Source organism: Blastopirellula sp. SH421 (assembly GCF_057808535.1).
Map to the genome: position 1 here is coordinate 3,294,844 of NZ_CM173712.1, position 24,321 is coordinate 3,319,164.

The following is a 24,321-nucleotide window of genomic DNA, read 5'->3' on the forward strand; positions in this document are numbered from 1 at the left end:
CCTCTGAGCAACGTATGGCTTTGTCGCTGAACTGTACTTTTCGGTACTCGCAAGGATTCTCACTGCAAGCGTCGCTAGAGTCTGATTCGCATGTGACGGCGCTGTGCGGCGCCTCGGGTAGCGGTAAAACAACCGTCTTGATGTTGATCGCCGGATTGTTGCAACCACAGTCAGGCGTCATCCATTGCGGCGCAGCAACCTGGGTAGATGTAGAGCAAAAGAGATTTGTCGCGCCGGCGATGCGTCGTGTTGGCGTAATGTTTCAAGAGCCGCGATTATTTCCGCATCTCAACGTGCGAAGTAATCTTAATTATGGCTTTTCGCGTCGTCGCGGTGACCCAGCCCTCTTCGAGAAAGCGATCGAAACGTTGGAGATTGGCGAGCTGCTAACTCGCAGCATCAGCAGTTTGAGCGGCGGACAAAAGCAACGTGTGGCGCTCGCTCGGGCGCTGGTCAGCTCACCGGAACTGTTGTTGTTAGACGAACCGTTAACGTCCGTCGAACCGGCGCTGCAAACGCGAATCGCCGACTATGTTAAACGAATCGCGCAAGAGTTTGCGACGCCGATTGTGCTGGTGAGCCATTCAGCGGAGCTGGTCGAACAAATGGCGGAACGAACCTTCTGGTTGCGCGAAGGCGTAATTTCCACAGAGTAATAGTCAGTTCTGAGGGCTGTGACTAGCCGTCGTTGTTAGCGTGAAGTTGACCTTGGCGGTTGCTGCGTCGATAGTGACTTGGCACGTCGTCCATCATCCGTTTGAAACAACGAATAAATGATTCGGGGTGATTGAAACCACATCGAAACGCGATTTCGGGTATCGATAGTTCAGTATCCCGCAATAGCACGGCTGCCCGTTCGACTCGAACGCGGCGTAGGACGTCGGCCGGGGATCTCCCGATCAATCTTTCGAAGCGGTTTTCTAGCACGCGACGCGAGACGCTGAGCGCTTTTTCGACGTCATGAATTTGGATTGGTTCGTCGGCGTGATCGCGGATGTACTTCAGGGCTGCGGTGACAATTTCATCCTGAAATCCGGTTGCGTCTGATGACCGTCGTGCGACGACGCCGCGCGGTGGAATTTCAATGGGTTGCTCTGGCGCTGGTTCCCCTTGGATTAAGCGATCGAGTAATTCCGCCGCTTTGTAGCCAACGGTTCGGCCAGCCTGATCAAGACTCGATAGTTCGACGGGGGCTAGCGCGGACATGAGCGAATCATGCTCGACGCACAGGATGGCTACGTCATCCGGCACTTCGATGGTCGCATTGGCGCACATCGTCATGACCGAGCGACCTATGATCGCGCTCCAGACGATGACCCCGACCGGTTTCGGAAGTTCTAGCAACCATCGCTGTAAGCCAGCCTTGTCAGCGCGAATACCGTGTTCACGAATCATGGTGCGCTGCGGACTGTATTGAAAGCTGTGGAGTTCACCTCCTTCGTCGGCGACGATTTCGCGAATTGTATCTTCAATCACGCTGGCGTATCCCATGTGAGGGGCCGCGCCGACATAGGCGATGTTGCGAAAGCCGCGATCAACAAAGTGACGCGCCGCCATTCGCCCGCAGGCCGCTTGATCCGACACGACATTCGGAAAGCGAACGGAGTGTTCGCGTGACCACGAAACATTGACGCAGGGCAGTTTTCGCCGAGCGATTGAACGAACCAGCGTTGGATTGGTCAAGCGACCAATGACGCCATGCCCTAGCCAGTCTGACGGCAACTGCATCTCGTCCCAAAAACCATGCGGTTCGATAAAGCAGTCCCAACCTCCCTGTTGATTCGCGTAGTCGGCTACTCCGCGAAGCACTTCACGACTCCATTCGGTCGCGGTCTGAACGATCAACGCGATCGAGCGCCGTGCAGGAACGCCTAGCAATGAGCTAGTCATGGGAACTCCAGCATGAGAATTGTGAAGAAATAAGACGAGTTGCGGCGGAAAGAACGACACAAACAACAGTCAGCGGAATTACCAAAGAGCGATTGGTTCGCTTGTTAATCGGTTACGTAATTCTTGTTACGAGAGCGTAAACCCTGGGTGCATATTGTCAATAGTTATGCGCGTATTGTCATGTCTGGGTTTTGCTTGGGCAGCTAACATAGCGACACAGCAGAGAAGCCGAGACGTTAAAAAATGAAGAACGGCGCCCTGCTGAGCCTCCCTTATATCCTGATTGATTCTTCACTTGAACTGTTTGGAGCGGACCGATCATGACACACAAAGTGCGCGGCTTTACGTTAGTCGAATTATTAGTGGTGATTGCGATAATTGGGGTATTAATCGCGTTGTTGTTACCGGCTGTACAGCAAGCGCGCGAAGCGGCTCGTCGGATGAGCTGCACCAACAATCTGAAGCAGTTAGGGTTGGCGCTGCACAACCATCATGACACGTTTGGCGACTTTCCGGCGGCAGCCAGCGACCAGCGCGATTCGACCAGTGATGAAGTGGGAGCACACTGGAGCGCGCGGATGCTGCCGTTCATAGAACAGAACAATCTTTACGAAGCAATTACAATAACGACCGATTCCGCCAACTTCGCTTCTGGCGGCGCGGGGACCAGTGGAGCCACGTTATCCAGCACCAGCGCAACGACTCGCAATATTGCAGCTTGCGAGACAGTGCTCGAAGCATTTCGATGCCCTTCGGCGCCTTTGGAGAAGAACGTCAAAGACACATCAACCGACAATTGGACGGTGCAAAACAGGGTCCCGGCCAGCTACTTGGGAAATTGCTCAGGGACGTTGACCACAGATTATGTTTCGGGCCAATCGCAAGACTACTGGGGCAAGAACGCTGGAACGGATCTCAATGGTCTGTTCCGAAATTTTAAACCGCTCAATTTTGCCGCTGTTGTTGACGGTACTTCCAACACTGTCGCTTTTGGGGAAGCAGTCCCTGACCCAAAAAGCACCGGAGCTCGCGAAGACAAAGCCAACGGGACCGCGGCCCAAAAGGACCATTGGTATATCGGCGGGGATGACTCGGACGTGCCAGAAGATTGGTCAGAAATGTTGGGCACGCTTGGCGTTGGGATCAATCTGCCGAAGGTCGATCCTGGCGCCGCCGGCTTTAGCGAGTATGAATTTGGCTATAGCAGCATGCACCCAGGCGGAGCGATGTTCTGTTTGACCGATGGTTCGGTTCGCTTTTTGGCCGAAACTGCCGATGCGGTGACTCGTAAGGGATACGGGACCCGTAACGGCAGCGAAGTCATTTCAGACAATTAACTAACACGCACCTGTGGCGGGGGGAGGCGAAGTGAAGATGAAATCGAAACATCAACCGCTGATTCGCTGGTGGATCAGCAGCGGAGTTTGTTTGGCGGCAATCGTGTTGGCCGGCTGCGGCGGACAAGCGGAAGGCAACCGGATTCGAGGACGCGTTTCATTGAATGGCGCACCCCGAGAAGGGGTAGAAGTCACCTTCTGGGATGAGCAAAAACCAGATCAATTTTTATTTTCGACCGCAACTTCTGCGGACGGGATTTTTGAAGTGCAGAACGTTCATTTGGGTGAAGTTCGCCAATGTGTCGTCACCTTCTCAAAACCGGCGCTCAGGAATGGTCAGGATCTGCCAACAGACGTCAAATCCTCCGAGATGGATGCGATTGACTTGGCGCCTGCCATTTTGCGAGATCCGACGAAAAGCCCTGTGAAGACCAGGGTGCCGATTGAAGATTTTGAGTACGATATTTCATTTCCTCAGGGAAATCTTAACTAGGCAAATCGTCTTAGGCGGCGAAAGTTGTTTCGGCTATGAACTCAACGGCAAACAGCAATAGCGCCAGCGCCCTGCGATGGCGCGGAACTCTGGCGGCGGCCGCGATTGCCTTCTCTACGTACTTTTGCATGTACGCATTTCGCAAGCCGTTCACCGCGACCGAGTACGAAGGGCTCTACTTTCTCGGGGGCGCCATCGGATTAAAAACGGCGCTGGTGATTAGTCAAGTGCTGGGCTACGCGTTGTCGAAATTTATCGGCGTGCGGTTCTGCACCGAGGTCGCTCGCGAGCGTCGCGCGTTCTGGTTGATCGGTTTGATCGTTTGGGCCGAACTGGCGCTGGTCTTGTTTGCGATTGTGCCAGGAGATTGGAAAGTGGCGGCAATCTTTTTCAATGGGCTTCCATTGGGAATGATCTGGGGTTTGGTTGTTCGCTATTTGGAAGGTCGCAAGTCATCGGATTTTCTCTTGGCGGCGCTCTGCTGTTCGTTCATCATTTCTAGCGGTGTCATGAAAGACGCCGGACTCCGTTGGATGGAGTTTGGGGTCGATCAATTTTGGATGCCGGCGGTGACGGGGGCCACGTTCTTGATCCCATTTTTCTTTGCTGTCTGGTTTTTGGAGCGCTTGCCAGATCCCAGCGCCGGAGATCAAGAGGATCGTTCCGAGCGAAAATCGATGCGTAAAACAGATCGAACCTTATTTCTGCGACAATACTGGGTGGGGCTGGTTCCCCTGTTTTTCTTTTACGCGATCCTCTCTGCGTTTCGTGATTTTCGCGATAACTTTGGTAAAGAGATTGTCACCGAGATCGGATACGGTGAGGTCGTGGGAATCTTTACCTGGATCGAAATGCCGATCGCATTTGTGGTCACAGGTCTGCTGGCCGCGCTGATCATGATCAAAAAACATCGCGTGAGCTTGTGGGCGATCTACGGCGCGATGTTATTGGGCGTCCTTTTGATTGGCGCCGCTACCACGGCAGTGGCGTTGGGATGGATGGATGGCTTGACTTGGATGGTCGCCATCGGATTCGGCGGTTATCTGGCGTATGTGCCGTATAACGCAGTATTATTTGAGCGCTTGCTTGCTTCAACGCGCTCGGTCGGGACTGCGGTGTTTGGCATTTATCTTGCGGATTCATTTGGCTATGTGGGATCAATTTTGGTGATGCTGTACAAAGACTTCTACGCAGCCCACTCGACGCGAGTCGGCTTCTTTATGAACTTCTCTTGGCTCTTAGCGGTGGTCGGACTCGCCGCGCTTGTGTCGAGCGGCTATTTCTTTTTGCGTCGGCCAGACGTCAGCAGCGAAGATGCGGCGAGTTCCCCTGCTTCGTCGACAGTAGTGGTCGATAACTCCCAGGCGGCGGAAGTTGTCTGAAACTTTCTCGGATGGAAACAATCAAGTGGACGCACATCAAACAATGAAGAACCTGAGTGGCGAGCGCTACGATTTGGCGATTGTCGGTGCAGGCATCGTCGGTCTAGCGCATGCCTGGCGTGCGGCGCAGCGTGGGCTACGCGTGCTGATCCTCGATCGCCGACCCTATGGAAGCGGTGCGTCGATTCGCAATTTTGGGATGATCTGGCCGGTTGGCCAGACCAAGCTCGGGCTGTGGGAAACCGCCATGAAAAGTCGCCAACTGTGGCTCGATTTGGCGCCGCAAGCCGGCATTCCCATTCATGAATGCGGATCGCTGCACATGGCGTTTCGCGACGACGAATGGGCCGTACTAGAAGAATTTCAATCCAAGCAAGGGGCCGACTACGGAACCGAATTGATCTCGGCTAAGACCGTGCATCAGAAAACTCCGGCTGCAAATCCAGAAGGATTGATCGGCGCCCTTTGGAGTACCTCTGAGTTACGCGTGAATCCCCGCGTGGCAGTCGCTGCAATTCCCAGCTTTTTGATGGATCAATTTGACGTCAAGATTGAGTTTGGCGCGACTGTTGTTCGCGTTGGCGAAGGAGAGCTGGAAACTGCCGATGGGCGTCGTTGGTTGGCCGACCATACCATCGTATGCAGCGGCGCCGATTTCGCCAATCTATTTCCGCAAGAGCATGCAGCGGCGGGGCTGTTCAACTGCAAGCTGCAAATGTTGCGGACTGCAACCCAGGCCCAGGACTTTAAAATTGGTCCCCATTTGGCCGGTGGGCTGACGCTACGGCATTACGAAGCGTTTCGGATCTGCGATTCGCTGCAAGCGCTCAACGAACGCGTGTTGCGTGAAACCCCGGAACTGGATCAGTTTGGAATTCACGTCATGGCTTCGCAAACCGACGAAGGGGAAGTTGTGCTGGGGGACTCGCATCAATATGGCGACGAGATTGAACCGTTCGATCAGTCCGAAATCGAGTTGCTGATGCTACGCGAGTTGCAGCGAATTATCCGTTTGCCCCATTGGAACATCCAGCAGCGCTGGCATGGGTACTATGCAAAGAGCAGCAAACAGCCGATGGTGTTTGAGCATCCGAAACCCGGCGTGACGATCGTCAACGGCGTCGGCGGCGCCGGGATGACGTTATCAATGGGTGTAGCGGAAGAGGTGATCAGCAAACTGATCAACGAGCAAACGATCAGTGCAAAGATAGGAGCGCCGTTTCATGTCGGTTAATGGGTTAAAAGTAAAAGCGGTCGTTTTCGATTGGGCCGGAACCGTGGTCGATTTTGGTTGTTGCGCGCCGGCTAGCGTATTTCGCCGTGTCTTTGTCGAAAAGGGGCTGGAGATTACTCCGCGACAAGCCCGCGAACCGATGGGATTAGCCAAACGCGATCATATTGCCGCCGTCTTGGCGATGCCGGAAGTCAATCAAGCATGGACCGCCAAATTTGGCGCCGCCCCCGACGATAGCGATATCGATACGCTCTATAGCGAATTTCTACCGCTTCAAAAAGAAGTGCTCTCCAACCATTGCGACATCATCCCAGGCGTCATCGAACTGGTCGAAACGTTGCGTTCGCGTCAGATCGCGATCGGCGGAACGACTGGCTATACCCGTGAGCTGATGAGCGTGGTGACTCCGGCCGCCGAACAACAAGGCTATTCGCCGGATGCCGAGATTTGTTCCGACGAAGTTCGTCAAGGGCGTCCTGCTCCGTGGATGTTGTTTGAGATCGCGCAGCGAATCAACGTCTATCCGATGTCGTGCATCGTCAAGGTCGATGACACGCCGGTCGGAATCGCCGCAGGTCAAGCCGCCGGCACATGGACGGTAGCCGTGACCGATACTGGTAATGAGATGGGTTTGACGCTGGAAGAATACGGAGCGTTGAGCGACGCGGAGAAATCGGAGCGTCGCGAACTCATTAAGTCGCGGTTCGACAGTGTGAAGCCCCACTTCTTTGTCCGCAGCGTTGCAGACCTGCCGGATGTGCTGTCGGAGATCGATCGGCTGTTGGCAGCTGGACAGCGTCCTTAATCGGTGGAGCCAAACCGCGGCGCCGCAGCGTGGGAGTCATGCGTTTAAGTCGCTGGATTAACCGCCGCCTGCGAGGCTGTATTCAAGCTTTCTGCGGCGTTCGGCGATTTTTTCTCGCGTGAAAAGCAGAGCAAGATCGCCGGCAGAATAAACAGATCGCAAAGCAGTGCGATCAACAGCAGCGAAAACATCATCCAGGCGAACCGTGAGATCGGCGTAAAGGGACTAAGCGCGAAGACTAATAGGCCAAACGAACAAATCAGCGAAGTTTGGATCATCGCGGCGCCGCAATGTTCGTACGCCAAACGCGTCGCTTCGCGGCGATTGACGCCGGCGGCGAGCCCTTTATTGAACCAACTGATGTAATGCAGCGAATCGTCAACCGCGATTCCCAGCGCCGCGCTGGCAGTCAGCAACGATCCGACTTCAACCGGGATGCCTAACCAGCCCATCGTGCCAAAGGCGATCAGCGTCGGCAGGATGTTGGGGACCATGCTAAAGAAACCGGTGAATAAATTGCGGAGCAAAATGATCATGATCGCGGCGATCATGACAAACGCCAAGGCAAAGCTCTTAATCAAGTCGTTCAGCATCTCTGACTGGGCTTTAAAGATCAGCGGGACCGAACCAGAGTAGATTGGTTTGATTTCGGGATGGTCGACCAGGGCCTTATTGATGCTGGTTTTGACCCGATCCATTAATTGACCATAGTGCAATCGATCGCCGGCGGGTACGCGAGCGCTAATACGCCACAGGTAATTGCCCCCTTCATAGCTGAGATAGTTCATGTCCACATATTGATCCAGTCGACTTTCCAGGATCTTGCGAAACGAACTGCGGCGCGTGATCGCGATAATTCCGCGTTGCATGGGATCGGGAAATTGGGGCGCGAACGTGGCGGCTGACATCGAAGCTTCAACGCCTTCGACGTTTGCAACCGCCTGTTGTGCCTGGTCGAGGACAAAAAACTGCTCGTCGAGCTTCAGCCCCTGCGGGTTGATTTCTGACCGGGGAGGCATTTGCAGAACGATCTCGATCGGCACCAAGGGGCCAACATAGGCTTCCAGCCAGTTGTAGTCCTGGATGATTTTCGCTTCGGGCCAGAACAAATCGTGCAACTGCGCCGACGTCTTAATTTTTGCTACGCCAACGAAACAAACGGCGATCAACGCGAGCGCTGCAAGAAAAATTACCCAACGCAGCGAATCGATCCCAACCGAAAGCTTGTCCCAAAACACGTGCAGCCAACGCGGCCCATGGTTGGGATCGTGCCAGATTTTGGGATCAACCGGAAACTTGTAGAGAGCGGCAGGCGCTAGTATCAGTAAGACGATTGAGCCGGCGCCAATTGAAGCGGCGGCGTACATTCCGAAGTTGGTCACCGGCCGGATCTGGCTGATCGTAAGCGACAACATGCCGATAGCCGTGGTCCCGGCTGAGAGCAAGCAAGGAGTCAATGCGGCGCGCAGCGCCCAACCGACCGACTCTTTCGGCGAGCGATCGGCGAGCGACTCGCGATAGTAGTTCACCAGGTGAACACCGGATGAAATGCTAAGTACGTAGGTCAGATTGGCGACCAAGGTCAACACCGAATCAATCGCTTGACCGCTGAAGTACATGATCGACATGCTGAGCTGTTCGCAAAAGATCGCGATCAGAAACACGATCATCGTCGCGCGGATGCTGCGAAAACCGATATACATGATAGTGATGCAAACGGCGAACGAACCCAGATTGAGCATGTCCAATGAGTTCTTGCTCGCCTCATCAACGGCGACTCCATCGCTGGTGGGGCCAGCAATAATCAAATCTTCGCGCGATAAGCCTGCGATTTGATCCGAGCAGCGATAAGCATATTCCACAGCGCCTGCTCGATTCTCTTCGCCTGCCTTCGAAACGATGGCGACGAGGCAGGTTTGTCGGTGATCCGCTCCGATCAGCCAACCTTCCATCCGCGCAAGTGCATCGTCCTGGCTAAGTTCCAGTGGTTCGGCGGTCAGCGAATCGAGTGCGTCAACGCCGGTAACAATTTCTCCGAACCACTCGATCGGCTCCGGCCCGCTGGTATCAAGCTGGGAGAGTTCCGTTTTGTAAGCGATTAAGCGGGGGTCTTCTAGCGTGCAACCTTCCCAACTGATCATCAACAATTCGTCGGTGCCAAACTGTTGATAGAACCAGAGCAGGCGTTGAGTCTCTTCGAACGATTCGGGCAGCCAGTCTTCGACACGATTTTTGATGCTATCCCACGCCCCTTTGGCGCCGTAGGTCAAAACCGGCGTCACCAGCAGAAAAATTGCGATGATTAGCCAACCGTATCGATCTTGCCACGAAGAAGTGGAGGAAGTTGACGACATAGCTATTTGTAAAAAAGGTTAACAACGACGGAAATACAGAGAAAAGCGGCAATGCGGGTAGTTTTTGACGAATGAGCATAACACATCAAAGGTCCTTGAAATAGGATGAATCTCTTGCGATGACAACTACCCCGCAGAATTGACGGCGATGAATTATGCAGATTGGCGACTGGAGAATTGACTTGGTGTCTGGAGGGAGATTTCTGCACGATGGCGGCATCTTGTACGGCGTCGTGCCGAAATCGATTTGGCAAGCGATCACTCCGGCTGATGAACACAACCGTGTTCCCTTGGCGATGAATTGCGTGTTAGCGCGCAGCCCCACCCACACTGTACTGATCGACGCTGGACATGGCGATAAAATGTCTCCACTGGATCGCAAGTCGCATTGCTTAGAGCCTGGCTGGCCGTTGCTAACCGAGCTGGCGGCTTTGGGGGTCGCTCCGGAAGAGATCGACATCGTCATTCTCAGTCACTTGCATTGGGACCACGCCGGAGGAGCCACAACCCGGCTAGCAGGAAGTACTGCCGCGACCTTTCCCTCGGCTACTTATTACATCCAGAAACAAGAGTGGGAGGACGCGAATTCGAATACGCTTGAATTTTCTGGCGGCTATCACCGTGATGATTTTCTCCCTTTGGCCAACGAAGGACGCTTGCTGCTGGTCGACGGCTCGCACGAGATTGTGCCGGGAGTGCGTGTGATTCAGACCGGCGGACATACCCGCGGACATCAAGCAATTGAAATTACCTCGGCCGGCGAGGGGCTGATCTTTCTGGGAGATGTGGCGCCCACGGTCGCGCATGTGCGGCGAATGTGGTGCACTTCTTATGATTTGGATTTGGCTCAGTCTCGTAAAGTGAAGCTAGAACTGTTTGGCCATGCGGCCGATCGAGGATACTGGGTCGTCTGGAATCATGATCGTTACAATCCGGTCAGTCGGATCGAGCGCCACCCTCGTCGCGAGTTTTTGCCAGTCGAATTACGTGAAAATCTCTAAATTTCTCGTCGCCATTTGATTCGCATCCGAATTAAGTGGACGAAACCGGCTGAACTTCATCGCGGTTTTAACAGCCGAATTCCCAAATTCTAAGCGGTTCATGACGCCCTACTCCGAAATCACTCCCTGTCCTGGCGGGGGGTGTGCTGTCGGACGGCCCATTCGGGTAGAAAAATCAGGCGTCGTATCCTGTGAGAATGTTGCATTTACCCCATCTTGTGTAATCATGGGTGTTTCGATGCGTGAACGCAAATGAAAACCGCTAGCTAATTCCCGCCTCTGAATTGACTCTCAACCTTGATATTCATCGGCTATCACGCTCATGAAGGGCGGACATACGGATGGTGAATTGCCTATAGCGCCAGCAATGCGCGATAAGAAGCTTTTGCTGGTTGCCAATCAATCAGGATAGAAAACATGACAATCTCGACTGATCGAACCGATATTCCGGTAGCGATTGTCGGTATGGCATGCCGTCTCCCCGGCGCCGCCAACTTGGACCAGTATTGGAACTTAATTTCTCAGGGGCTCTCAGCCGTCGGCGAAGTGCCGGCAGATCGCTTGAACCGCGAGATCTATTTCCATCCGGACAAAGGCGTTCGAGGCAAGACTTACTCAACCAAGGCGGCGCTATTAGCGGATCGTACGTTCCATCGTGATCGTTGTCCGGTGCCGCAAGAGTTGATTGACTCGGTCGATAACACCCATCTGTTGATGACCGAGACGGCTGCCGAAGCATTCCGTCATGCTGGCTATGATCCGTTCCAACTCCAAAATCGTAACTGTTCTGTCTTTATCGGACACGCTCAAGGAAGCTCACGCCTGGGCGAACTTACCTTCCGTACTTATCTGGACGAAGCGATCGCGCTGCTGGAAGAAACCACAGAATTCCAGCATTTGCCGCCGCAAGAACGACTGGCGATCGAGCAACAACTGTTGCAAGAATTATTGGCCACGATTCCGGCAGGCGCCGAAGGTTTTCGCTATCTAAACTGCAACATGGTCGCCGGGACCGTCGCCAAAGCGTTTGGTCTCAACGGCTCTTGGTTGGCTTTGAACTCGGCTTGCGCATCGTCATTGCACGCGATGTTGATGGGTGCAAGAGCGCTGCAGCGCGGCCGTGCTGAGATGGTGGTCGTGGGCGGAGCGTCCGATTGCAAAGCCGATTCGCTGGTCCTCTTCTCCAACGCTCAGACCCTGACGAAAGATGATAGCCGCCCGTTCGATTCCAACGCGGATGGCCTGATCATGTCAGAAGGTTATGTTGCACTTGTCATGAAGACGCTGGAGCGAGCGATCGCAGATGGTGACCCAATTCAAGCGGTCGTGAGAGGTCTCGGCGTTGCGACCGATGGCCGCGGCAAAAGCTTGTGGGCGCCCCGCAAAGAAGGTCAAATCCGCGCGATGCGCCGCGCCTATCGCAGCGGAGTTGATGTCTCTCGCCTGCAATATCTCGAATGTCACGCGACGGCGACTCAATTGGGGGACGCGACCGAACTGGAGACGCTGCGAGAAGTTCTAGAGCCAAATTTTCCGGCTGGCAAGAAGATTCCGATCACCAGCGCCAAGGCCAACATTGGCCACGCTCTGGAAGCGGCCGGCGTTGCAGGGATGATCAAAACTATTCTCAGCATGCAGCATCAGCAATTCCCGGCTGCAATCAATATCAAAGAACTGAATACAAAAGTGCCGTGGGATGAGTCTCCCTTCTTTGTGCCGATGAAACCGGCGCCGTGGTCCGCGCCCGCTGACGGAGGACCTCGCTCTGCTGCCGTGAATGCGTTTGGTATCGGCGGCTTGAACATGCATGTGGTGATTGACGAATACATCGGTCAAACTTCCGAACAGATCACCGGTAAACCGCGTCCAGTAACGGAAACGGCGGATGATCGCGCCATCGCGATTATTGGCATGGGATGCATCGCTCCCGGCGCTAGCGAAATCAACGCCTTTTGGGCAGCGATGCAAACAGGAACCGACTGCAAAGCTGAGCCTACGGCTGATCGTTGGTCGTCGCTGGCCCGCAAAAAAGCCGCTGATAAGGGGATTCAAGTTCACGGCGGATTCATATCAGACTACGCCTACGATTGGCGAAAGCATAAAGTTCCGCCAAAACAAATTCTCGAAGCGGATCCGCTGCAGTTCATGTTACTGGACGCTAGTGAACAAGCGTTGGCTGACGCCGGATATGATCGTGAATCGATCCAGCGTGAACTTTGCGGCGTGGTCATTGGAACCGAGTTTGGCGGCGACTTTGGCGACCAGTTGGAAATGGGGCTACGTCTTCCCGAAATGGAAGCGAAGCTGACCTCTCTGTTGCAGGCACGTGGACTGTCCGCAGAGAAGATCACCGCGATCAACGAAGATTTTGCCAATGTGCTGTTGAAAAAATGGCCGGCCCTGGTCGACGAGACCGGCAGCTTTACCAGCAGCACGCTCGCTTCGCGCATCAGCAAAACGCTTGACTTGCATGGTGGCGCCGTCGCGATCGACAGCGGTACGACTTCGGGCTTGTCTGGGATCGCGCTCTGCATTGATTCGCTGTTGTCAGGCGACAACGACTTGATGATCTGCGCTGCCGGACAGCGCCGCATGGGCTTGTCGATGTTTGATGGGTTGCATGCATCCGGGCTCTTGCACTGCGACGGGACGCCAAAGAATGTACTGGATGCTGGTTATAACGGCGTTGTGCCCAGCGAAGGAGCTGCTGTTGTCGTCCTGAAGCGACTTGCTGACGCGCGTCGCGATGGTGATCCGATTCGTGCAGTGATTCGGGGCCTGGGAGTTGGGACGCACGACTCGCCTGCCGAAGCAATGCGATTGGCGGTCGAGCGCGCCGCGAAAAATGCGGATATCGCTCCGAGCGAAATACAATTTGTCGATGTCGAAACCGATGAAAACCTCTCTACTGTTTCGCAATCACTATCGACCTTGGCCCATGAACATACGTCGCCAGATCGTCAGCAACCACTCCATCTGACTTCCGGCACCGCGCAGTGGGGACACATGGGAGGCGGCAGTTCGCTGATCTCGGTCCTGAAAGCGGCGCTAGAATCGCAGCATCATGAAGTTGCTGCGGCTCGTCAGCTTCAGCAACCGACAGCGGCGTTTAATGGCTCCACCGCCAGCGTCCAAACGGCGACTGCGAATGTAAAGCTAACCGGACGTGGAACCGGCGCGGTCGCCTGTTGGTCGAAGGGGCAAGCTTTCTATCTGATCCTCGACGATGGCTCCGTCGCGCCCCCCAAACCGATTGCCAAGTCGCAAACGCAGACGACAGCTGGCCAGTCGTCTGCAGCCCAGATTCTCCGCTTTGGGGCCGCTTCGCTGACTGAGCTGAAAAGCCTTGTCACCGCTGCGATTTCAGAGCCGGATCAAACATTCAATCAGGCGCCGTCCAAGCTATTTTCCGCTGCCGACAAGGTCCGTTTAGCGGTCGTGGCTGACAGCGCTGCGGCACTCACCAAAAAACTGACGATGGCGTTGCCGCAACTGGGCAACGCCGCTTCGCGTCAGGTGTTAGAGCAACAAGGGATATTCTGTCGGGAACCGCTCGCTGCAAAACCACGGATCGCGTTTTTGTTCCCCGGCCAAGGCTCACAATATGATGGGATGCTTCGCGATCTGGTCAATCAGTCGCCGGCTGCCGCACGCATGATGTTCGATGCCGATACGGCGATGCGCCGACTTGGCTATCCGACGTTTGCAGAGCTGGCCTGGAATACGCCGACCCAACTAGGCGCCGATGTTTGGAAAACGCAGATCGCTATGCTGTTGGCCGATTTAATTTGCTTGGCCGCTCTGGCAGAACGCGGTGTGAAACCCGACCTCGTGCTGGGACACAGCTATGGCGAGTTCCCCGCTTTGTATGCCGCCGGCGTTTGGAACTTGGATGCGGTCATTCGGATGACGCGTGCGCGTTGCGATGGAATCAACGCAACTTCGCTCAACAACGCCGGTTTGCTAGCGACGACCGCACCACCGGAAGAGATCCAGGCGATCATCGCTGCAAGCGGTTGCCAAGCCTATCTGGCTAATTACAACGCGCCGGATCAAACGGTGATCGGCGGCAAACTGGTCGCGCTGGAAGTGCTCTCCCAAGCGTTGTCGGCCAAATCGTTTCCAGCCCGAATTTTGGCGGTTCCGGCAGCATTCCATACGCCGCTGATGGCCGGCTCAAGCCGGATGTTGCAACAAGCGTTGGAAACGGCCGAGATGCGTGTGCCGCAAACTCCGTTCATCAGCACGGTCGATAATAATTTGACCGATGATCCGACCCGGATCCGACGCAATCTGGGCGTGCAGTTAACGACACCCGTCAAATATGCCCCGTTAATTGAACAGCTGGCTCTCGAAACTCCAACCGTGTTTGTCGAGGTAGGACCTCAACAAACGCTGACGAAGTTGAATCGCCGGATTCTCTCTGGCGACGCAACCGTGATCGCTTCAGACAATCCCAAGCACGGCGGTATCGAGCCGATTTTGAACGTCGAAGCGTTACTGGAATGCTTGGGAGTCGGGGCCTCTGTAGTTAGTGCGCCGACCGCTGTTCCTACCCAGTCAGCGCCCCAGACCCGCGCGGCGTATGTAGCTCCCCAAGCAGTTGCTGTACCTGACGTCATGCGACCCATGACTTTTACGACGGACCGTGCGCCGACCAAGCCGCAGCCTGTCGATTCCTCCCGTAGTTCGATTAGCACCAACGAGAAGAACCTGATGGACGATATTCCGCACTTTGACGCTACCGAGCGTCGTCGCGCGAAGATGCGCGGTTCTGCCCAGGCTTCGCCGCCTGCCGCAGCGCCGCCGACTCCGGCTCCGGCCGCAGTCGCGTCTCCCGCGCCAACGCCGATCGCAGCGCCGATTGTTCCCAAACCAACGTTTGCTGTGGCCCCTGCGCCGCCTGTCGTGCAACCGCCGACGCCGAAGCCGGTGTTTACTCCGCCGGTTCCCACGCCGGTCGCGCCAGCAACTGGCGCCGCGATTACAAGCAGCAAAAGCGAAGGGATCGACCTCGAAAAGTTCCTGATCAACTTTGTTGTCGAGCAGACTGGCTATCCGCCGGAAGTAGTCGATCTTGACGCAGATATGGAAGCTGATTTAGGCATCGATAGCATCAAGAAGGCACAGCTGTTTGGCGAGTTGCAGGAATACTTTGAGATCAGCACATCGGCGACCGATTTGTCGCTAGACGATTTCTCGACGTTACGTCACGTCATGGATTTCCTGTCGGCCAGCGGACAAGGCAGTGCGGTTGAGGTCGCCCCCCCTGCCCCGGCCGCTATCGCTCAGGCTCCACCGCAACCGGTTGCTCCCGTAGCTCCTCCTGTAGCAGTCGCTGCACCGGCTGCCGCGGCGCCGTCTTCCGCAGGGGCGGTAGGAACCAGTTCGGCTGAACTCGAATCCTTCCTAGTTAACTTTGTGGTTGAGCAGACCGGCTATCCGCCGGAAGTGGTTGATATGGATGCGGACCTTGAAGCCGATTTAGGCATCGACAGCATCAAGAAAGCCCAACTGTTTGGCGAGCTGCAAGAATACTTTGACATCAGCACGTCGGCGACCGATTTGTCATTGGACGACTTCTCGACGCTGCGTCATGTCTTAAACTTCCTCTCGGCCAATGGTCAGACCAGTGAAAGTGCGGAGGTGGTTCCGGCTCCGGTCGCAACGCCTGCTTCAGTTTCGCCTGCTCCGGTAGTTGCACCAATCGCCGAGGCGCCGACTTCGACAGGAACGAGCCCTGCCGAGCTGGAATCGTTTCTGATCAACTTTGTGGTTGAGCAGACCGGCTATCCGCCGGAAGTGGTTGATATGGATGCGGACCTTGAAGCCGATTTAGGCATCGACAGCATCAAGAAAGCCCAACTGTTTGGCGAGCTGCAAGAATACTTTGACATCAGCACGTCGGCGACCGATTTGTCATTGGATGACTTCTCGACACTGCGTCACGTCATGAATTTCCTTGCGGGAAACGCTGCAGCGAACGAGGAACCAGCATCTTTTTCCCTGGCCGCTCCGGCGCCGGCTTTGGAAACTAACGAGAACGCGCCGGTCGTAGTCAGCAGCTCTAAGAGTTCTGCTGCTACGGAACTGATTGGTAAGAATAGAGATTCGAACGCTGCGGCGCCGCTCACTCTCGTCGGTACGCCGTACGAGATGGGGTGGTCGCACGGCAGCCAATATCGGGAAGAGATCCGTCGCGTACTCCGCACCTATGCGGAGTACGTCGGCGAGTCGATCGACGAGCTTCCAGGCTCGGCTTTATGTACCCAAGCATTGCAATTGCTCTCACCTGATCAATGGGACGAACTGCAAGGAATCGCCCATGCGATTGAGGCGCCTCTGGCCAATATTTTAGCCCACCATTTTGCGGTCTCAGAAACGTTGGCCGACATAGAGCAAGCCGCTTCGACTCAACAGACGGAAGGTTCACTCCTGCATGCTGCTCAAATAGCGTCGCCAGCGATCAATCCCATGCGTGAGACGATTCGGTTGGCGGCATTTTTGCGAAAACCGGTCACTGGATTATCGCACGTGGTGGTTACTCCCATCGGCACGATCCTGATGCTTGGCGGGGTAAACGCGGCTGGGTTGAGCTTCAGTGGCGAGAAAAACTCTTCTCAGGTTCTGCAAAACGAAGTGAGCCTCGAAGGCGCAATTGATCGGCTGCTGCAATCGTCTACTGAAGACGGCAATATGGTCTTAGGTGACCTACAAGGCGGACGCTTAGCGAGTGTTCAGACCTTGGGGCAGCAGCGTCAAGTGATTAGCGATCAGCCGACCATCTTTTGTGGTCGACGCCAGATGGCGTTGGCTGGCGGCGACTCTAAAAACGAGCAAGTCGACGTTTCGGCTAGTGAAGTTGCGAACCTGCTGCTTGAAGCTGACAGTGATTCGATCGCCTTTTTGTTTGATTCCAATGCAGGGCAACTATCGGTAAAGTGTGCGACCACATCGCGAACGGTTGACACCTATTCGCTCAACGATTTGTTTGCCGACGCTAACATCACCACGCCCTCCGTCCCACAGCAAGTCGTGCGGACGCCGTTGCCGTCTCTCAGCGTCACGGCGCGGTTTGAGTTGGAAATGTGTGATTCACCGATCTCCGTCTCCGCCGCGCAAACTCCGACCTGGAGCGGCGCTGCGATCGTGCTTGGAAATGGTGAAACGGCTGCAGCGCTGATCTCGAAACTTCAGCAAGCTAGCGTGACAACGTATCACATCCCTGATGCGAGCGATTTGGAGAATGCCGTCGCCCAGGTCGAAGCGATCTGCGCCGCTGGTCCGGCTCCTCATTTGTTTATTACCACGGCACGCGACGACCGCTCGAATTTGCAATTCGATGTCGAATCGACCTGGAACGCTCACCAAGTTTCGGCCATGGAAACGCCGCTGTTCGTCTGCCAGAAATGGTTGTCTTTAGCGGATGGCGGGGGATGGCTAGAAAAAACGACGGTTGTCGCGGTTACCGCACTCGGCGGCGACTTTGGTTTCAGCCGCGGCGCTACGGCAGTCCAAGGCGGCGCCGTGACAGGGTTGATGAAAGCGATTTTCATTGAGTACACCTTGATGCGTGGCGGTAAGGGACCGCTTGTAAAAGCGCTGGATACCGCCGCACAGGAGTCGCCGCTGCAGATCGCGCAGAACATCTTTGTTGAGCTGGCCTCCGGTAATCGTGATTATGAAGTTTCCTATACCGGCGGTATGCGGCGCGTTCCATTTGCGATGGATCGACCAGCAGCGGCCAATCCTGCAGCCCAACTGCCGCAAGGCGTTTGGGTGATTACCGGCGGCGCTCGCGGCATTACCGCCGCCTGTGCACTGGAACTAGGGAAGAGATACGGCCTGAAGCTACATTTGATCGGCTCTAGTGACTTGCCGACGATTGATCCGGCATGGCGACAGCTGGATGATGCAGGTCTGCAAAAGCTGAAAGCTGATACGATGATTGCCGCTCGCCAAGCAGGCCAGCAGGCGCCAAACGCGTGGGAACGCGTGCAGAAGAGCCTGGAAATCGACAAATCATTGCAAGCGTTCGCCGCAAACAACGTTTCTGCCACGTACCATGCCTGTGATGTTTCCGATCGCGCATCCTTATCCGCAGTGCTGGACGAAATTCGCCGCGTCGATGGCCCGATTTCCGGTATTCTGCATGGAGCCGGCATCGACAAATCATGCCGCATGGAGAAAAAACGTCGCGACGTCGCCCAGGCGACGATCGGCGTCAAAGATGGTGGCGCCGTTCATCTGGCGGCGCTGACTAAGGCCGATCCGATCCGCCATTTCATCGGCTTCGGTTCGATCGCCGGCCGGCTCGGCAGCCTGGGGCAGTCCGACTATTGTTTGGCCAGCGATCTGTTGTGCAAGCTGATGGGAACCTACCGACGACAGCGACCATGGGTCCGTGCTGTTGGTTTTCATTGGCATGGTTGGGACGAAGTCGGCATGGCCGCACGCCCGGAAACGAAAAGCATCTTAAGTAATAAGAGCGAGCTGCAGTTGATGCCGCTGGCTGAAGGGGTCTCTCATCTGATTCGCGAAATCGAGGCCGATGTCCCTCGTAGTGAAATCATGATCACCGAACGCCGTCATTGGCGGCGTTTTGCGGATGGTTTGGGAATTTTAGCCAAGGGCTCTGTTGAAGAGACTCCCGCTCAACCAGCAAAGGTCGTTACACAGGAATCGCTTGGTCCGGCTGAAGCAGGAGTCGATCTGCGCACCGAGCGCTGCGAAATGAAGCTGATCGATTCGCCCATCCCGGCAGAAACTCCAGCGTCACCGACGTTTGACGCGCCGGTCTGGATCTTGGGTGAAAATGCCGACGCGGTCGAACTAGAGCAACGTCTGCAACAGGCCGGCGTCGAGGTTTATCGCTTTGGCGCCCGCGCTGATCTGGACGAAACATTGGCCTGGCTCGATTCGCTTCATCCCGAGAAGCCGGCGAAGCGACTTTTTTTGATGACCAGTCGCGATGCGCTGTCTGCTGATTTGCTTTCAGTCACTGAGATTGATCGCCGTCACCACGAAGGGATTATCGCTCCCTACTTCATTGCACAAAATTGGTACAAACGGCTCCTCAAGTTTCCAGAAGCAGGAACCGGCGACCTGGTCGCCGCGACTTCGCTGGGGGGAGATTTTGGATTTGAATCAGCGGTGCAAACCCCCGATGGCGGCGGCGTCGCTGGTTTTATGAAGTCACTCCACATCGAAGAAGCGCGACACGAAAACCGAGTGGTGCGTTGCAAGGTGATTGATGCCCCGACTGGGGAGACGCCGTCGGTGCTGTTTGATGCGATGATGCGTGAACTTGCCGCCGACATGCCGGAAGTCGAAGTAAGTTGGTGCGGCGGGAATCGTCGCGTCGTCCGACCAGTCGGAACTCCGCTTGAAATGGGGCCGGCCGCCAATATCCCACGCGGTGGTACTTGGGTCGTGACCGGCGGAGCCCGCGGGATCACAGCGATCGCCGCCCGCGAATTGGCTGCTCGCTACGGCTGGAAATTACATCTGCTGGGCAAGAGTCCCGCGCCGTTGGCCGATGCTGTCTGGCGTAATTTCAATGAAGAGCAGCTGAACTCTTACAAAACTCAGATTGCTCGCGAAGCGCTGGCGTCGGGCGGTTCGCCTGGCAAGGCCTGGGACCGTGTCCTGAAAGACTGCGAGATCTTCAATAACCTGCAGCGTTTTGCGGAAGCAGGCGTTCTGGCTACCTACTATCAGTGCGACGTCACTGATCGTGAGGCAGTCGCCGCCGTGTTGGCTGAAATTCGCCGCACCGATGGGCCGATCAATGGCCTAATGCATGGCGCCGGATTGATCGAGCCAGGTCGCTTTGATCACAAACGCCGACCGTTTGTTGAGCAATTGATTCGCGCCAAGTTTGATGGACTGCTTCATTTGTTCGCGCTCACCGATGCTGATCCGCTGACGCATTGCATCGGCTTTGGTTCGATTAGCGGTCGATTTGGAGGGAACGGGCTCAGCGACTACGCCGCTGGCAATGACTCGATGTCCAAAGCGCTTGACTGGTTCCGCTCCGCTCGTCCCGATTGCACGACGCTCTGCATCCACTGGGAATCATGGGAAGGGGCTGGGATCGCGACGCTGTCTCGATTCGCCTGGGGGCCGCGGTCGGTGATGAAGATGAAATATATGTTGCCGGAAGAAGGTGTTCGCCGGTTTGAAGAAGAATTGGCCGGCGGCGGACTGAAAGCAGAAACGCTTTACACCTTTGGCGATTTCTACCCGATGTTCTATCCCCACGAACAATTTCCGCTGGGCGAGTTTCAACCTCGGACTGGTGAAGCAGTCGACGGTTCGTTCCCGTTAGTCGCAACGTCACGCAGTGAAGCAGACGAGTTGATCGGCGATGTACCGCTTGATCCCGTGAACGATCCCTTTTTGGCGCTGCACCGCTTGCGCGGCAAGCCGCTGATGCCGGTTGTCGTGACGCTAGAAGCGCTGCGAGAAGCGGCCGAGTTGGCTTCCGGTAAAAAGGTGGTCGCCTTCTGTGATGTTGATATGATCGATGGACTCGTGTTTCACACCGACAACCCGACCACCGCCCAGGCTCGCGCCAAGCTGGTCGGCGAAGCTCTTGCTGAGTGCCGCTGGACCTGTGACTTTCGGAATCGAACCGGGGGATTGATTCAAAAAGATCGGCTTTACCTGCAAGCCAAGATTGAATTAGCCGCCGTCCCTGCCGCGCTTTCCGCCGATCTACCGCCGTTCCCCAGTGAGTGGAGCGTAGTTAACTATCCAGAGGATAGCGCGATTTATCATGGCGCTCCTTTCCGCTGCTTGAAGGCGTTGAGTTGCGATGCGCAGAGCGGCTGGGGCCACATCGTCGCCCAACCACTGGCCGATTTGACGAAACCCGACCGCGTCGAAGGTTGGCGCGTGCCGTCGTGCGTCTTAGATTCGGCCCTGTTTGCTTGCGGCTGCCAGTTGTACAAACATAGCGATGGAGCGGTTTCATTGCCGCGCAAGATTGAACGTTTGGAACTCGGCCGCCTGCCGAACGATGGCGAAAACTGCTACGTCCACTTTGTCTGCCGTGAAGTAGCCGAGAAATCGGCGCTGTACGATCTGACTTTGTTTGGTGAGAACGGTGACGTCATCCTGAAAGCGATTGGTTATCAGAAAGTGATTCTCGGCCGGGGAGGAATCGCATGATACTCGCTCCGACATTCGCTTCTGGGACATGGATCGTTCGATACGTTGCCGATACGCGACGATTGCCAATCGATCCGCCAAATATTTGGTTGAGCGCCGCTGAACAAGCCGAACGGGCGCTGTTTGCTCACGAAGATCGTCGTCAACAATGGTTAGGCGCTCGCTGGGTCGCCAAGCGATTGATTGCCGGCTCATGTGATCTGGCCGAATTGCGCCGCATCGAGATTTTGTCCCGTTCGTCCCAGGGGCTGGGGAAGGCGCCACAAGTATTGGTCGCTGGAAAGCTGACCGATCATCGTATTTCTATTTCGCATGCCGCCAATGCGGTCTTGGTTGGAATGACGACCAATGCTTCGTTGATCGGCGTGGATTTAGCTTGGGACGTTCCGCAAGATAGGAATTTTTCGACCGCTTGGTTTACTGAGCGTGAACAAACCTGGCTTGCCGAACGCCCCGAGTCGATCTCGTTATTATGGGGACTCAAAGAAGCGATTTTTAAATCGCAGAGTGATCGCCAAGGCTGGAATCCACGCTGCATCGAAATCGAATCCTACAGCGATCACCAAGTTTGTTGCACACTGTTCGGGCGTCGATTGTCACCGCTAGCGACCTGGATCCGCACTTCAAATCGGGGCACAGCCGCCGCGGTTTGGCAAGCGAACAGTCAGGATGCTCCCGCATCTAATTTGCAGGAGTTAACCGCATGTTTGTAAGCCAAGAGCACCATTCGCAAGTGTTGCCGCGTCAGGTCTATTTTGATCCGGAGATCTACAAAAATGAGATCGAAACGATCATGCTGCCGACATGGCATTGCGTCGCAGTGATGAGCGAATTGCCAAGCAACGGCTCGTTTGTGACGATGGATATCTTTGATCGCCCAATTATTTTGTGGCGCAATGAAGAGGAAGTCAGCGCCTTTTTGAATGTATGCTCGCATCGCTACGCCAAATTGACCTGCAAATCGTGCGGCGTCGCTGATCGCTTACATTGTCAGTATCACGGCTGGGAATATGACGAGACAGGCAACGTCCGCAAAATTCCAGATGCCAAAACGTTTCGTCCGCTCGCCCAGGGCATGCTTGGGCTGAAGCGATATCGCGTAGAATGTTGCGGCGAGCTTGTCTTTATCAATCTTACGGAAGTAGGTCCAAGCCTGCGTGAGTTTTTAGGCGAGAAGTTTGACCTCTATGAGAGCTGGTTTACGCCAGAGATGCATACCGCGATCGTGATGTCTCGCAAGATCAATGCAAATTGGAAATGCCTGATCGAAAATGCATTGGAGAGCTATCACACCTCCGAAGTCCATCCGAAGACCTTTGGCCAGACGCCCAAGGAAAAAGATTGTACGCATCAATTGCATGACTCCTGGACTTCGCTGGTGGTGGATTACGGGGAGGAGAAATCATTTCGAGCGCTGCTTGATTCGATTGGTCACTGGGCCGTGGGGCGAACGCGAGACTCTTCTTACGAACATATTTTGCATTATCCCAATGTAATGCTGGCGCGTCTGTCGCTGTATCGTTGGGTCGAATGCGTGATTCCGATCTCGGCAGATCAGTCATTGTCTGTGGTTCGTCTGATGTGCCACATTGGGGACAAAGGGAAACTGCGACGAATCTGGAATCGCAGCTTGATCAGTAGATGGGCGAAAGATTTTTTGGTTCAAGTCGGCGCCGAAGATGCGGCAATCTTGCCGCACATCCAAGCCGGGCTATCGGCGGCAGACGAGCCGAACGGCGGTTTGCTTTCGACTCGGGAAGAACGCATTTTTCATTTTCAACACTATATCGAACGTGCGAGCCAGTTGACTGACTCAGGCGACAATAACGAAGTACTTTCAATTCGATTTTCAGGAAACGCAACATGATTAACCTCTCCGGACGTATCGCTTTGGTGACCGGAAGCTCGCGCGGTATGGGGCGAGCTTGTGCATTGCGACTGGCCGAAGCAGGCAGCGACGTCATCGTGAACTATGTCACGTCACGCACCGCCGCGATGGAAACGGCCAAAGAAATTCGCGCGATGGGACGACGTTCTTTTGTCGTCAAAGCGGACGTCAGCAAAAAAGATGACGTTGAATCGATGATGGAGTACATCAGCGAACATATTCAACAGCTCGATATTATCGTCAGCAATGCCGCGACGGGCGGATTTCGTCCGTTGATGGCGGCCAACGAAAAGCATTTTGAAAATACCTATCACACCAACGTGCTGGCGTTGCTTTATCTAGTGCAAGCGGGATTGCCGCTGCTCGAAAAAAGTAAAGGCCGCGCCAAAGTGATTGGGATCAGCAGCCACGGTTCAAACATGGCTTTGCCATGGTACGGGCTCATCGGCAGCTCCAAGGCGGCGCTAGAAAGTCTGGCGCGTCATCTAACCTTGGAAGTTGGTGACAAAGGGGTGAACGTTAATATTGTTAAATCAGGGCTGGTCGAGACCGATTCGACCAAGCGATTGCCGGGCGCTGGTGAGATGTTCGATCATCGCAAAGATAAGACCATGATGGGAGATCGCATGTTGAGCGTCGAGGATATTGCGGATGCAGTCTTGTTTTTGGCTTCACCGCTGTCCGACCTCGTACAAGGTGAAACGCTTGTCGTTGACGGCGGCGCTGCGGTTCACGTTTAGTCGATCCATTTGCGTTTGTAGG

Annotated in this window: 13 protein-coding genes; 11 read left to right on the top strand and 2 right to left on the bottom strand. The window is 55.1% G+C overall.

Translation table 11 applies throughout. The annotated features are described in order from the left end of the window. The first annotated feature begins 14 nt into the window (after positions 1-14). The gene (locus tag SH421x_RS13775; RefSeq protein WP_488856342.1) at positions 15-656 is read left to right on the top strand and encodes an ATP-binding cassette domain-containing protein; all 642 of its coding nucleotides are present in this window, start codon (positions 15-17) and stop codon (positions 654-656) included. Positions 657-678: 22 nt separating this feature from the next. On the opposite strand, the gene SH421x_RS13780 is transcribed toward SH421x_RS13775, so the two are convergent. After that, complete coding sequence (locus tag SH421x_RS13780; RefSeq protein ID WP_488856343.1) at positions 679-1,890, bottom strand: XylR family transcriptional regulator; 1,212 nt, start codon at positions 1,888-1,890, stop codon at positions 679-681. A 320-nt stretch (positions 1,891-2,210) separates the two neighbouring features. Here SH421x_RS13780 and SH421x_RS13785 point away from each other — a divergent pair, with 320 nt between their 5' ends. From SH421x_RS13785 to phnX, 5 genes are read left to right on the top strand one after another with little or no spacing between them, the layout of a single operon-like run. Then, a complete protein-coding gene (locus SH421x_RS13785) occupies positions 2,211-3,227 on the top strand; it encodes a DUF1559 family PulG-like putative transporter (protein ID WP_488856344.1) in 1,017 nt (338 codons plus the stop codon). A gap of 37 nt (positions 3,228-3,264) precedes the next feature. Next, positions 3,265-3,720 carry a transthyretin-like family protein gene (locus SH421x_RS13790; protein WP_488856345.1) on the top strand — a complete coding sequence of 152 codons (456 nt, stop codon included), beginning with the start codon at positions 3,265-3,267 and terminating at the stop codon, positions 3,718-3,720. A gap of 35 nt (positions 3,721-3,755) precedes the next feature. Continuing rightward, positions 3,756-5,102, top strand: a complete 1,347-nt coding sequence (locus SH421x_RS13795; protein ID WP_488856346.1) for a DUF5690 family protein — start codon at positions 3,756-3,758, stop codon at positions 5,100-5,102. 25 nt (positions 5,103-5,127) lie between these two features. Continuing rightward, the gene (locus tag SH421x_RS13800; RefSeq protein WP_488856347.1) at positions 5,128-6,336 is read left to right on the top strand and encodes a TIGR03364 family FAD-dependent oxidoreductase; all 1,209 of its coding nucleotides are present in this window, start codon (positions 5,128-5,130) and stop codon (positions 6,334-6,336) included. Then, positions 6,326-7,141, top strand: coding sequence for a phosphonoacetaldehyde hydrolase (phnX, locus tag SH421x_RS13805; RefSeq protein ID WP_488856349.1), 816 nt, complete (start codon positions 6,326-6,328; stop codon positions 7,139-7,141). Before SH421x_RS13800 ends, phnX begins: the two co-directional genes overlap by 11 nt. A gap of 44 nt (positions 7,142-7,185) precedes the next feature. On the opposite strand, the gene SH421x_RS13810 is transcribed toward phnX, so the two are convergent. Next, positions 7,186-9,495 carry an efflux RND transporter permease subunit gene (locus SH421x_RS13810; protein WP_488856350.1) on the bottom strand — a complete coding sequence of 770 codons (2,310 nt, stop codon included), beginning with the start codon at positions 9,493-9,495 and terminating at the stop codon, positions 7,186-7,188. A 155-nt stretch (positions 9,496-9,650) separates the two neighbouring features. Here SH421x_RS13810 and SH421x_RS13815 point away from each other — a divergent pair, with 155 nt between their 5' ends. From SH421x_RS13815 to SH421x_RS13835, 5 genes are all read left to right on the top strand, one after another. After that, positions 9,651-10,496, top strand: a complete 846-nt coding sequence (locus SH421x_RS13815; RefSeq protein ID WP_488856352.1) for an MBL fold metallo-hydrolase — start codon at positions 9,651-9,653, stop codon at positions 10,494-10,496. A 417-nt stretch (positions 10,497-10,913) separates the two neighbouring features. Continuing rightward, positions 10,914-21,671, top strand: a complete 10,758-nt coding sequence (locus tag SH421x_RS13820) for an SDR family NAD(P)-dependent oxidoreductase (RefSeq protein WP_488856353.1) — start codon at positions 10,914-10,916, stop codon at positions 21,669-21,671. Further along, the gene (locus tag SH421x_RS13825; protein ID WP_488856354.1) at positions 21,668-22,384 is read left to right on the top strand and encodes a 4'-phosphopantetheinyl transferase family protein; all 717 of its coding nucleotides are present in this window, start codon (positions 21,668-21,670) and stop codon (positions 22,382-22,384) included. The genes SH421x_RS13820 and SH421x_RS13825 overlap by 4 nt, the downstream gene beginning before the upstream one ends. Further along, a complete protein-coding gene (locus SH421x_RS13830; protein ID WP_488856355.1) occupies positions 22,375-23,538 on the top strand; it encodes an aromatic ring-hydroxylating oxygenase subunit alpha in 1,164 nt (387 codons plus the stop codon). Before SH421x_RS13825 ends, SH421x_RS13830 begins: the two co-directional genes overlap by 10 nt. Beyond that, positions 23,535-24,299 (top strand): SDR family oxidoreductase, encoded by a 765-nt coding sequence (locus SH421x_RS13835; protein ID WP_488856356.1) that lies wholly within the window; start codon positions 23,535-23,537, stop codon positions 24,297-24,299. The genes SH421x_RS13830 and SH421x_RS13835 overlap by 4 nt, the downstream gene beginning before the upstream one ends. Positions 24,300-24,321 lie beyond the last annotated feature (22 nt).